12 protein-coding genes are annotated in these 12,447 nt (G+C 56.1%); 3 read left to right on the top strand and 9 right to left on the bottom strand.

Annotation, left to right across the window (positions count from 1 at the left end; translation table 11 throughout):
- Positions 1-8: 8 nt before the first annotated feature.
- From HKD46_RS09975 to HKD46_RS09950, 6 genes are all read right to left on the bottom strand, one after another.
- On the bottom strand, positions 9-329 hold the full coding sequence (locus tag HKD46_RS09975) for a DUF5455 family protein (protein WP_139736329.1): 321 nt from the start codon (positions 327-329) through the stop codon (positions 9-11).
- Positions 329-1,681: a hypothetical protein gene (locus HKD46_RS09970; RefSeq protein ID WP_171865358.1), complete on the bottom strand. Its 1,353-nt coding sequence runs from the start codon at positions 1,679-1,681 to the stop codon at positions 329-331. The genes HKD46_RS09975 and HKD46_RS09970 overlap by 1 nt, the downstream gene beginning before the upstream one ends.
- 64 nt (positions 1,682-1,745) lie before the next feature.
- Positions 1,746-1,988 (bottom strand): hypothetical protein, encoded by a 243-nt coding sequence (locus HKD46_RS09965; protein WP_106886770.1) that lies wholly within the window; start codon positions 1,986-1,988, stop codon positions 1,746-1,748.
- 271 nt (positions 1,989-2,259) lie between these two features.
- Entirely contained in the window at positions 2,260-2,574 is a 315-nt protein-coding gene (locus HKD46_RS09960; protein WP_171865357.1) for a chemotaxis protein, read from the bottom strand.
- 54 nt (positions 2,575-2,628) lie between these two features.
- Positions 2,629-4,899, bottom strand: coding sequence for a replication endonuclease (locus tag HKD46_RS09955; protein ID WP_171865356.1), 2,271 nt, complete (start codon positions 4,897-4,899; stop codon positions 2,629-2,631).
- Entirely contained in the window at positions 4,896-5,243 is a 348-nt protein-coding gene (locus HKD46_RS09950; RefSeq protein WP_171865355.1) for a hypothetical protein, read from the bottom strand. Before HKD46_RS09950 ends, HKD46_RS09955 begins: the two co-directional genes overlap by 4 nt.
- 127 nt (positions 5,244-5,370) lie before the next feature.
- Here HKD46_RS09950 and HKD46_RS09945 point away from each other — a divergent pair, with 127 nt between their 5' ends.
- The 3 genes from HKD46_RS09945 (at position 5,371) to fabA (ending at position 8,432) form a co-directional block, all read left to right on the top strand.
- The gene (locus HKD46_RS09945; protein ID WP_171865354.1) at positions 5,371-5,733 is read left to right on the top strand and encodes a DUF3693 domain-containing protein; all 363 of its coding nucleotides are present in this window, start codon (positions 5,371-5,373) and stop codon (positions 5,731-5,733) included.
- Positions 5,734-5,813: 80 nt separating this feature from the next.
- Positions 5,814-7,793 (top strand): Lon protease family protein, encoded by a 1,980-nt coding sequence (locus HKD46_RS09940; RefSeq protein ID WP_029314542.1) that lies wholly within the window; start codon positions 5,814-5,816, stop codon positions 7,791-7,793.
- A 78-nt stretch (positions 7,794-7,871) separates the two neighbouring features.
- Positions 7,872-8,432 carry a 3-hydroxyacyl-[acyl-carrier-protein] dehydratase FabA gene (gene fabA / locus HKD46_RS09935; protein WP_010674758.1) on the top strand — a complete coding sequence of 187 codons (561 nt, stop codon included), beginning with the start codon at positions 7,872-7,874 and terminating at the stop codon, positions 8,430-8,432.
- 80 nt (positions 8,433-8,512) lie between these two features.
- Here the strand turns inward: fabA and rmf are convergent, their stop codons facing one another.
- The 3 genes from rmf to HKD46_RS09920 all read right to left on the bottom strand — a co-directional run bounded on the left by rmf (position 8,513) and on the right by HKD46_RS09920 (position 12,417).
- A complete protein-coding gene (gene rmf, locus HKD46_RS09930) occupies positions 8,513-8,692 on the bottom strand; it encodes a ribosome modulation factor (protein WP_005315693.1) in 180 nt (59 codons plus the stop codon).
- 156 nt (positions 8,693-8,848) lie between these two features.
- Positions 8,849-10,498: a DUF3466 family protein gene (locus HKD46_RS09925; RefSeq protein WP_010674760.1), complete on the bottom strand. Its 1,650-nt coding sequence runs from the start codon at positions 10,496-10,498 to the stop codon at positions 8,849-8,851.
- 8 nt (positions 10,499-10,506) lie between these two features.
- On the bottom strand, positions 10,507-12,417 hold the full coding sequence (locus HKD46_RS09920) for an ABC transporter ATP-binding protein (RefSeq protein WP_128295909.1): 1,911 nt from the start codon (positions 12,415-12,417) through the stop codon (positions 10,507-10,509).
- Positions 12,418-12,447 lie beyond the last annotated feature (30 nt).

Here is a 12,447-nt window from a genome sequence, read left to right as displayed (position 1 = left end):
GAACCCCCTTATTTCCCATCAAAGGCGGAACGGGCAAGCGCCATCTGCCAGATAAACAGCCATTGGGCAGCCTTGGCAACACCTATGGCAGCAATACAAGCGGCAGTGTTAGATGGAAGCAGTCCGAGGCCAAAGAGGATATAACCATTGGCAACACTGGATGTTGAAATACCTGCAAGCAGTCCATTGATGGCTGATGTAAACGTGACAACCATGGTAGTCATTGCAAGAATCAAGGCAGCAACAGCCGCCTTGCGCGAAAAGAAAGAAACTATTTTAGCGAACAACTCGCCAATCTTTTCTATCAAAAAAGCAATTAAAAGTTTCATTACCTACCTCCAACAACAGAAGTCATAGTACGGGACCATATAGAAAATATGTAAATGGCGGTGAGCATATTCAAAAACCAAAATATAAGAGGGTGGACAACTTCATTATAGGTTTGGCAAAAAGCCCCATTATCATCAGCATGGGCGGAGCCTGCTTGAATGGTGAACGTAAAAGGGTAGGGCTGACAATTACCAGTAGGAAGGGTCCACTTAAATATATTTGGCATGGTGGAAGGCGGTTGCGCTGTAGGGGCATCCGTTATCATCCCTTCCAAGTCCGCTTTTTCATCATTGAGCTTATCAAGGGCAGTGGCGGCAGGAGCCAGAGCAGAGGCGGCTTGTGTAACAGCAGCGGCATCAGCCTTGGCCTCAGCGGCAGCCTGTTTCTTAAGTATCTCCTCAAGCTGGGCTTGTGTAACAGGGGATTGAGCTGCTTGGTTAGCCGCATCAACGGCAGCCTCGGGATTTAACCCCTGTTGTAACTGACCAGCTAAAGCAGCAATCTCTGCCAGCTTCTCAGGGGAAACGTAATGGGCAGCATTAGGATTAGAGGATTGCAGTAAACCTTGAGCATAGAGATCAAGCAGCTCTTGGTCTGATTGCGTAACACCCGCGATATAGGGAACGGTGTCGGGGAAAATTTCAGGATACGGATAAGGCCAAGGGTCAGGGACCATAAAAGCCTGAGATGCGCTAACAGGGTCTTGAAGCATACGAGTTACTAAAGAGTCATATAATTGATCTTCTGATACAGGATTGTTATTGGTTGTAACGGACTGAATATTTTGAAGTTGCGCCAAACGGGGGTGTGGGGTATGCCCCCACTGATTCACAAAAAATATATCAACAGAAGTAGGGTTTTTTGTGAAATAAGAAAACTTATATTTATCTGGGGTGTTAGCGGCCATAGCAGCGATAGCAGCAGCACAATCCATAAGAAGAGTATTTGGCATGTTAACAGGGAATTGGGATGTGGTGTTTTTACAGGTTCCACGCCATGTAGTAAGGGGCTGGGTAACTTGATTTGTTAGTTCATCAATAGCCCAGCCAGCAGCAGCCATGGCAGCGAACCAACCAGCATACCAAGCATTCTTTTTAACCAATGAACCCAAATTACTTTTAACATGCCCCATGAATCTGGTTTTTGGGACGTCAACGGTTTTAATTTGATAAGGGTCATTTGCGGCAAAACCGCGAATAGTGGTACTGACTGTTATTGCTGTATTGGTAGCAGCAGTGACAGCATTAACCTTAATTATCTCAGCCTGCTTAATGACAGACGCCATGGAAAAAGCAGCCACGCCGCCGCTGAAAGTCAATAAGGCTGTAAAGAGTATGATGAACGGGCGCATATATCCCCCATAAAAAAGGGGGGCAGAGCCCCCCGACAGTACAGGGGCAAAGCCCCGAGGTTGATCAGCCTTGTGCACCCTTGCGGGCGAAGGTCTGGAGCAGACCGAAGCCGATGGACAGGGACAGAACAACAGCCATGATGGCGAAGCCAGCCGCAGAAGCGGTGCCAGCGTCAGCGATGACGGCAGTCTTGACGGCAGTCACGGCAGCAGCATCGATTTCAGCGGATGCGATACCGGAGACCAGGGCAGAGCCAGCAACCAGAACGGGAGCGGCGTACTTGCGAACCATGTTGCGAATTTTCATAATCAGTTTCCTTTTGATTACTGTTTCACTTATCAGAGATTGATAAGCGTTTACCACTATCAAGACCCGCGAGAGGCCTTTTCAAAAATCTGGCGAGTGTATCGATACACGACGCCAGAACCATATCCGACGAGCCAAACAAGCAGCCCGCCAGCGATATACAGTCCGATTACCGGTTCCATCAGCGTTGATTCCCCCCGTTGAACCCGAAGGCAAACAGCAGCAGATAGGAGGCAGCTACCAGCAGTTGGGAGTAGTCAACGTCCATGACTTACGCCTTTGCCTGGAGGCTGGCAGGGAGATCCACGAGGCGGAACCCGTTGTAGGAGCGGTGACGGTTGTTGTCATCACCGAACGAACCGGAGCGGTACTCGACCATGAATTCGGTCGGGCCTTTGCCCACAAGAGTCTTGAGGGATGCGTGGTATCCCGCAGTGACTTGCTCTTCAGTGATGGCCACATCAATGATCTGACTGGGGTCTGTGCAGAGGAGCTTGACCTGGCCAGTCGTGACTTTGCGGCCATCGCGGTCTTTGGTGGCGGTGGTGATGTCGGTGGCCGACAGGATTTGGGCGATGATTTTCATTCTCTTACCTCGATTCGTTGCGTTGTGTAGTTGGTGGTTGAGTGCTTCGGGCAGTTATTGACACGGGTCCAAGGGGACAGGAGGCGCGACTGGACAGGAGTCGCCAGCGCTGCGCGCTGCCCACTCCTGCCAGTCGGCCCAGTCCAGGGCAAGGAGTTGGGAGTTATCAAGGTCTTCCAAGAGCTTCTGCCGCCCCTCCTGATACAACTCGTCAGCCATGTGGAGGTATTCGCCTGTCTCAGTGGCGGTGATGAAGTAATCGCGAACGGCTTCAAGGATTTTCTTCTTCTGGGCTTCCCACGCTTCCAGGCTCTTGATCTGGTAACGCTTGAGGCGGGTGGCGATGTGGATCTGGTTGAACAGAAGGCCATCAATGGTGGCGCGGGCCTTGTCGCCATACTGGGTAATGCGCCCCTCGGGGCTAATGAGGAGTTCGAAATCCTCGGCGTTCTGGTGGTATGGACGACCCACGTTGCCAGCATTGAGGCGAGTGAAGGCGCGGGGAGTGGAGTAAGCAGGGCGAAGGGCCTGCTGGTCACGGGGGCAGAAGATGCCGCCCATGGCAACGCAGAACTCGGCCCAGTCACCAGCATCAGCAGAGCGCCGGCAGGCTTCAAGGAGCAGCCAATCAGCTTGGGAAAGGGATTCAAATCCGGGCATATCGTAATCCTGTGTAGACATGCGGCGCAGCTCACGCCATGAGGTGACAGTGGGGCCGCCTATCTGCTGAAACTGGCGGATGTTGTTGGCTCCCTTCCAGGCAAGGACGCGCTGAACGGTTTGAAGGGCAGCCGTACCCGTTTCGTAATCCTCACCAACAGCGAAGCCGTCAACGTTCTTGGCGATGTACTTGGAGCAGTAGCCAACAGCAGAGCCGCGCTTGAGAGATAACGGTTTGCAGGTAAAGCGATGCTTGCGGGCACCCGGCTCATCAGGGGAGTCTTTGAAGCACTCACGGCGGCAGATGGTGCGGAACTCATTGGCCTGCTTGTAGGGAACAAAGATGATGGCGTGCCAGTGGGGGGTGCCATCAGCATGAGGCTCAGCGAATCGAAATCCGTAAACAGATATTGGCTCTTTGGGGTTAGCGTCGGTGCCCTTGTCAGCGCAGCGACGGCCAATGTTGCGCCATACGCCATTGAGATAGGCTTGCCCATCCTTGACGGTAGGACGACCAGCATCCAACCAGTTGGGGTTAGGTTTGCCACCACTGGTGGGATGGAAACGGGAAGGGCAGGTTAAGGTGAGGAAGAGGGCGGCATGGCGCTCTTGCTTGGCAACCTGCTCAAACCCCTTGAGACGGGCCATCAGCTCGGCGCGTTGAACCTCAGGATTCGAGACGGAGGCATCTATAGCATCAGTGAGAGGACATCCATGAAGACCATCAGCAAGACTGACAGCAGCAAGACCTGAAAGAGTGGTTCTATTCTTGCGAGTACGGTGTACCCGGCGAGAGACAAGATAATCGGGTGAATAGGGCTGTCCGTTTTTATGAACAATTCCAGAAAGTCGTGAGGCGTCAAAGAGACGGCGAGCAGCAACACGACGTATAAGCCGAACCAAATGAACAGGGTCAACCCAACGATTGAGCCAATGGCACGGGCGAGGAGCATCGGGATTTTCGAAGTCATAGTCGAAATCGGGGTCTCGAAAATCGTATCCAACGAGTAAGGCGTGAGCAGCGCGAAACGCCGGGTATTCCTCTTCATCTCCATCGAAATAGTCCCTCCGAAGGGTCATCACGTGCTTGGCCAAGCGCTCAGCAAATGCCTCAAACCCTTCATCGTCAGAGGTGAGGGAGAGGGTACCGCAGTCGCCGGACACGTTCATGAGGTCGTAAAGCTCTTTGATACGCTGGTTCGCGGTGAGCAAATCGGCGTACTCAAGGGCTTGGCTGTAGGCAGAACGGAACCAGGGCAGGAGGTAGTGATTGCGCACGGTCATGTCATGACGGTGCTGGCAGTGCTCGGGAGCGTTGATGTCGCCATACTTGAGTAAGGCGGCGTCATCGAGGTAGGCGAACGAGCCTACCTGAATATGATGGGTCTCTTTGTCGGCGTAGTGGGCCTTGAGGTCTAAGGGGAGGGCGGCTTCTTCATCTTGCTGCCACTGCTCGCGGAGCATTGCGAGATACGGCTCAGACGAGCGGAGGCGGAGTAAATAAGCATCGCGATGTGAATAGCCATAGGAAACAAGGCGATGAAGACCAGGAAGAGGACGAAGGCTACAAGGAGAGAATCGCTCGCCGTCGATGGTACAAGCTCCAAAGGAAGATTTGGCATTGGAAAGGTCCTTTTGAGAGGGATAGAAGGGGAGGCGAATCATTTTTCACCCCCAATACCACAGTTGTTAGACACCGAAACAGCACCCGAAAGGCCAGGCATACAGCAAAGCCAATCACCAACAGCACGGGAATAAACTGCTGAAGACTGACATCCTTCAGGAGAATCGAAGTCAGTTTTGCCACAGAGCGGGCATTGAAAGGATGGAATGATGCCGATAACCCCATTTATCGGCGTAAAGGAGGGAATCTCATCATCCAATTCAGGGTCTAGATGGATGTCGCCGTCCAAAATGCAGAGGTAAGAACAGGCCTCACAGCCTTCACCGCCGCATTGCTGGCACACGTGGTAAACCGGGGGCTGTTGCTGTAAGGTCTGGCGTTCCATGGCACTTTACCTAGTTGCTATGTGATAACGCCTGTAGTTAAAACCTCAAGTTACCGCATTGCAATGTGTTAAAAGCCACCAGAAAGCCGTGTGTTAGACTTTGAAAAAACCGATAGGAGAAAGTTATATGGACTCGAAAGCGCTGTTAGCGGCCTACATGAGAGCCAAAAACATGACAATGCTGAAGGAAGCTGCCGAAGCATTGAGTTTTACCAGTCCTTACCTGACCGAAATCAATAAAGGACACAAGCAATTCTCTGATGAGATTGCAATTTTTATGGCAAAGGAAGCCGGACTAGACCCAGCAGAAGTGATGATTTCACTTCATGCAGTGAAAGCGAAGTCAGATGAAGCCAGACAGGAATGGTACGACATTCTAAAAAAGTATTGCGGGGCCTCCGCAGCCGCTCTGGTACTGGGCTGGACGATGATGGCGGCCCCTCAAAATGAGCCAAATCTAACCGCGCATAATGTATATTATGTTAAATGAAATATCTTGGTATTCTGTCACCCTCAACCGAACTGTGTATAATGGTGGCAATTGATCCTATCCCCGACCGGATGTCTTAAGTGGCTGAATTAACATCAGAACAATTAAAACCCGCTTTCTCGATTGAGCAGTTCCCCACACTTGGCGAACTCGACCCCATTCCGTTTGCCGCCCTGCAACCCAGAGCGATTTCGGGTATCAAACGGCTGGCCAGTTTTGATGGTGACTGCCCGGTCATGATCCTCAACGGTTTCCCCGGTGCAGATTACGAGAATGTCTGCCAGACCCTGATCGCCTCTTCGAATGGCAAGGATGGCGACCTGTTCGATCTCTGTTATACCGAGAATCTCAACAACCCTTTCAAGCCCATCTGGCTGCGCCTGCAACCGGGCTCGGGTTTCGAGTTCTGCGAAATGGTCGGTGAGCTGCTCAAGCTGATGAGCCACCATCTCGACGCCGAGCGGCTGGTCACCCGGATCATCCGCAAACAGAACAACGACCCCAAGATCGTGGATTTCCTCTCCGATCTGGCCGCCCATGTCGCCCAGGGCCTCGAGTTCCAGCACCCGGTGCTCATCAACCTGCTGATCCATCATGAGGATCAGCAAGCCCCTGTCGTCTACGGCCGTGACCTGAACTGGGATACCTTGTTCGGTTCCATCAACTATCAGACGGAACAAGGCTCCGTTTACGCCAACCAGCACCTTTTGGAACCTGGTCTGCTGCGGGAAGCCAACGGTGGTTACCTGATACTGCAGCTTGATGAGCTGCTGGATCAGCCTCATCTCTGGTTCAAGCTCAAGAACGCCATGCAAAAAGGCGAGCTGGACTGGAATGCCTATCAGGAAGGCAAGACGCTGACGCCGTTCTTCACCCCGGAGGCGACCCCCATCCGGTTCAAGTTGATCCTGGTCGGTGACAGGCTGGACGTGGCGGAATTCCAGATGCTGGACAGGGACATGGCGGAGCGCATCTTCCTGCGTGCCGATCTGGTCTCCGAAGTGAACATCGAGGAAGATCTCCCCGCCTTCCTGCAATATCTCGCCTGGCTGCGAGCGCGCTGGGCGCTGCTGGATTTCACCCCAGGTGCCCTCCTCGCCCTCTGTCGCCATGCCAGCCGCCTGTGTGACCACCAGGAGTGGCTATCCCTCTCCGAGGTACAGCTCGGCGCCATCATGCGCATGGCCGACAGCCTGGCCCGCGAGCTGGAAGCGATCTGCGTCACTGACGAACATATCCTGCTCGCCCTGGAAGAACAGGATTACCGCCTCAACTATCTGGTGGAGCAATCGGATCAGGGTGTCATCGACGGCCAGATCCTGCTGCAGACCGACGGTGAAGAGGTTGGCCAGATCAACGGGCTTTCCGTCATCCAGGTGGCCGGCCATCCCTATGACTTCGGGGAGCCGGTACGCCTCACCGCGACCGTCCACCTCGGGGATGGCGATGTTGCTGACATCGAGCGCAAGGCGGAGCTCGCCGGGCACATTCACGCCAAGGCCATGATGATCATCCACGGCTACCTCTCCAACAAGTTCGGCGCAGAGAACCCCTCGCCGCTCTCGGCCAACCTGGTGTTCGAGCAGTCATACCACGAGATCGATGGTGACAGCGCCTCCCTGACCGGCCTGTGTGCCCTGCTCTCCGCCCTCGCCCGCCAGCCCATCTATCAGCACTTCGCCGTGACCGGTGCGGTCGACCAGTTCGGCAATGTGCAGGCCGTGGGCGGCGTGAACGAGAAGATTGAGGGCTTCTTCCGGGTGTGCAAGATCCACGGTCTCACCGGAAAGCAAGGCATTCTGCTGCCAGGCACCAACGCCCAGCAGCTCAACCTCTCTGATGAAGTGATCGCGGCAGTAGAGGCCGGCCAGTTCCACATCCACCCGGTGGATCACGTGGAAGAGGCAATCGAGCTGCTCACCGGCTGCGTTGCTGGGGAGCCTGACATGCCGGATACCCTGTTTGGCCGCATCCAGGAGAGACTGGACGAACTCAATGGCACGGCAACCAAGAGTGGCGGCCTGCTGCGCAGCCTGCTGGACCGGCTGCTTGGCCGTTAAATGAAGTGATCGGAGTTGTTTGGCGAACATCTGTAAGCTAAATTGGCCCGGCTTTGACCCATATGAAGGATAAACAGCGTGACCCTAGATAACGACACCACTGATCCCCGCCTCTCCCTGTGCGAACAAGGCAAAGAGTCCTTTACCCGTGAAGAGCTGCTTGCCTGCAGCCGTGGCGAATTATTTGGTGAAGGTAACAGCCAGCTGCCCGCCCCCAACATGCTGATGATGGATCGCATCGTCAAGATCAACGACCATGGCGGCGAGCACGGCAAGGGTGAAATCCTGGCTGAACTCGATATCACGCCGGATCTCTGGTTCTTCGACTGCCACTTCCCCGGCGATCCCGTCATGCCTGGCTGCCTGGGCCTGGATGCCATGTGGCAACTGGTCGGCTTCTTCCTGGGCTGGAAAGGGGGTCCTGGCAAGGGACGTGCGCTGGGTGTCGGTGAAGTCAAGTTCACCGGCCAGATCCTGCCGACGGCCAAGAAGGTCACCTACAAAATCACCTTCAAGCGCGTCATCAACCGCAAACTGGTCATGGGCATTGCCGATGGCGTCGTGGAAGTGGATGGTCGCCCCATCTACAGCGCCACCGATCTGAAAGTGGGCCTGTTCAAAGACACCACCGCATTCTGATCCTGCTCCTGGGTGAGCAGAGACAACGTAAAGGGGCCACGATGGCCCCTTTCCTTTTGTAATGAGTGATGAAGTATCGGTTACTTCATGAAGAGGCCTGAGCCTCGCCCTTCCATGGCATCGCGCCAACCACCAAGCCAATGGCCCCTGGCATCCAGGCACTGGTACGGACACGCTTCTTTCTGTTTGCCGACTACGCCAGCCTGATAACCACGAGCGCGAGCTCTCTCCAGACGGTCCCGTTTCTGTCTCTTCATCATCTACGACCCTCTTCGTGGAACAAAAAAAGCGACCAGTTTTTCACCGGTCGCCTTCATCTTTACCCCAGGGGGGAGGCAGGGTCAAACAAAAATTCCATGCTATTCAGGGGTTGTGACACAAGATACTGAACTGCATTAATTTTTGATGACACTTATTTATCGCTGATAGCGACGCAGCCAGGCAAAGGGCAGCGCCAGCAGAGTCAACCAGAACAGGCTGCCACCACCGCCCTCGCCACCATCCTGACCGGTCTGGTTGTTGACCGGCGCATTGCTGACCACATAGCTGGCCGGGGCATTGCCCTGATAATCCGCCACGGCCGGCGTCAGTTTGACGGCGACCACGGTGGCGTTGGCGCGTTTGTTGAGGTCGCTCTCGCTGTCATAGCGATACGCCGTCGCGGCAATGGTGCCGTCGCTGCTGATGCCGCTGGCATAAGCGATGTGATAGTACTTGCCGTTCTGGGCACACTGCTTGTTGCCGGCGTCATCCTTGCCACAGATGAGATCGTTCAGATACCAGCTGTTGGCCGGGGCGGCCGCGTTCAGCAGGAAGGCTTCCTGCATGCGGTTGGTGCCATTGACCACCGGTTGGGTCTGATGGCGGGAGTCGCGCCAGCCAACCACCATGTTGTGCTCGTTGATGGCGGCCGCTTCCGAGCCTGCCCCCGAGACCGGCTTGTCTTGAAGAGGAAGGCTGGCCGCCGTACCCGGCTTGCTCAGGTTGAACAGGAACATCTCCACCGGGCGGTTCTGACCCTTGTTGATGCGATAGCGCTGGTTGCCGATCACGTAGCCGTTGTCGTTGACGGCCACGGCCCAGCTGTGTTGCAGCTTGGCATCGTCCTTGCCAGGCTCGCCATCCGGCAGCGGGATGATCTTGGTGGTGCCCACGGTGCCGGCAGCCGTATCCAGGGTCCAGTAGCTGGCGAGGTTGCGGCCATCCAGATCACCGGTGCCCACCTCGCCGGTAGAGCTGTAGCCCACGCCGTAGAGGGTGCCGTTGTACTTGGCCACGCCCAGTGCAGAAGCGGTTTGCAGCACCTCGTCACGCTGATGGCCATAGGTGCCGGCCTGCATCAGCTTGTTGAACCCGCCCGAGCTGTTGAGCAGCCAGAAACTCGCCTGGGTATCGACCCCGGGGCAGTAGCGGAAGTCACCGTACTGGCTGTCATTGCCCGTCTCGAAACACCACTTGTAGAAATCACCGCCCACCTTGTGGCGATACTTGTCGCTGGCCGCGGTACCGGTCACCAGATACTGACCGTTGTCCAGCTTCTTGATGGAGGTGGGTACGCTCAGGCCGTGGGTGCTGGCCGCATCCTTGAGCTCGACCGGGTTGCCGTCATTGACCACGGCAAAGGCGGTGCGCAGCTTGCCATTCATCTTGTAACCGACCCGATCCTCCGGAACATCCCCGAGGGCCGTCACCAGGCCATCGACCTCGGAGCTGGTCACGTAGCCCAGGTTGCTGCGTTGATCCACCTTGTCCAGGAAGTCGCGACGCCACTGGTAGGCAAAGCCCGAGTTGTCGCTCCAGAAGGAGTTGCAGACCGAGTTGGAGAGCATGCAACCCTGCTCGAAACGGAAACGATCCACCAGGAAGTCGGCAAACCGCACGGTGGAGAAGTATTCCGCCATGTTGTTCTTGGTGTTGAGCCCGATGAGGCCGTTGGCATCGCCGCTGATCCCGCTGGCATAGCCTTTGACTTCGTCATCGACGATGGTGAAAAAGGAGCTTTGTGCCGCCTGCGCGTTGAGGCTGGCGCCGACCAGGATGGCCAGCATGGATAATTGCTTTTTCATCTACTTCCTTAGTCTTGATGTTTCAACGCTTCCAACTCCTCCCAACGGGAGAAGGCGTGTTCCAATGCGGCCTCTGCCGCATTCAATGCATCCAGTTTGGGCTGGGTCTGCTCTGCTGGCAGGGAGAAGAAACCGGGGTGGTTAATCTCGGCCTGCAGGGCATCGAGTTCCATTTCCAACTGTTCCAGCCGGGCTGGCAGATTATCCAGCTCCAGTTGCAACTTGTAAGAGAGTTTTCGTGTTGTTTTCGCAGGCTCCGCTGCCGATGCGACAGGCTCTGCCACCTTGACCGGGGCCGGCTTGGCCGTCTGTTGGGCGGCCTGCAGGGCTCGTGTGGCCATCATGTCGGCGTAGCCCCCGACATAATCGCTGATCCGTCCATCCCCTTCAAACAGCCAGCAGCCGGTCACGGTATTGTCGATGAAACGGCGATCGTGGCTGACCAGCAGCAGGGTGCCCGGATAATCGGTGAGCAGCTCTTCCAGCAATTCCAGCGTTTCGACATCCAGGTCGTTGGTTGGTTCATCCAGAATCAACAAGTTACTGGGTTTGAGGAAGAGTTTGGCCAACAGTAGACGGTTTTTCTCGCCCCCTGACAAGGCCTTGACCGGGGTGCGCGCCCGCTTGGGCTCGAACAGGAAGTCCTGCAGGTAGCCAAGGATGTGGCGGGAGCGGCCGCGAACCATCACCTCCTGCTTGCCCTCCCCCACGTTGTCCACCACCGTCTTCTCGGGATCGAGCTGCTCACGGTATTGATCGAAGTAGGCCACTTCCAGGTTGGTCCCCTGGCGCACCGAGCCACGGCTCGCCTCGAGCTGGCCCATCAGCAGCTTGATCAGGGTCGACTTGCCGCAGCCGTTGGGGCCAACCAGAGCAATCTTGTCCCCGCGCAGCACCTGCAGATCCAGTCCCTGGAACAGGGTGCGATCACCAAAGTCCAGCCCCAGCCCCTCGGTCTCGAACATCAGCTTGCCGGAGCGGCCCGCCTCGTCCAGTTGCAGCTTGGCCTTGCCCTGCAGTTCCCGGCGCTGGGTGCGCTCCATGCGCATCGCCTTGAGGGCCCGCACCCGTCCCTCGTTGCGGGTACGACGCGCCTTGATCCCCTGGCGGACCCACACCTCTTCCTGGGCCAGCTTGCGGTCGAACTCGGCGTTTTTCAGCTCCTCGACCCGCAACCACTCCTCCTTGCCTTGCAGATATTCGTCATAGTTACCGGGCCAGGAGGTGATCACGCCGCGATCGAGATCGATGATCCGGGTCGCCAGCTTGTGGATGAACTCCCGGTCGTGGGAGATGAAGACGATGGCGCCACGAAAGTCCTTGAGGAACTCTTCCAGCCAGTTGATGGCATCGATGTCCAGATGGTTGGTCGGCTCGTCCAGCAGCAACAGGTCCGGGTCACACGCCAGGGCGCGGGCCAGAGCCACCTTGCGCAGCCAGCCGCCAGACAGACTGTCGAGCGTCACATCAGGGTCGAGATCGAGCAGGGTCAGCACCTGATTGATGCGGGTTTCGTACTGCCAGCCGTTCTGATAGTCGAGCTGCTCCTGCAACTGGCTCATGGTGCGAATGTTGGCATCGGAAGGGTCGTGCGCCAGGGCGTGGGAGACATGGTGGTACTGCTTGAGCAGCTCCCCTACCCCGGCCAGCCCTTCTGCGGCGTAATCGAACACGGTGATCTCGCTCGAGGCGGGCGGATCCTGCTCGAGGCGGGTCACTTTCAAATCTTGTTGCAACACCAGACGGCCGTCGTCCAGCGGCAGTTCGCTGGCAATCACCTTCATCAGGGTGGACTTGCCCGCCCCGTTGCGACCCACCAGACAGAGGCGCTCGCCCCGCTCTATGGTGAGCTCGGCATGGTCGAGCAGCGGAAAATCACTGAACGACAGGGACGCGCCGTGCAATGTCAAAAGAGCCATGTTTGTTCCTTATTGCTTATGAAAAAACGG

Origin of the sequence: Aeromonas sp. TW 6 (assembly GCF_013168745.1) — a bacterium.
Classification (GTDB): Bacteria; Pseudomonadota; Gammaproteobacteria; order Enterobacterales; family Aeromonadaceae; genus Aeromonas; species Aeromonas caviae.
The sequence above is the reverse complement of the archived record's forward strand: the minus strand, read 5'-3'. Positions and strand labels throughout refer to the sequence as shown.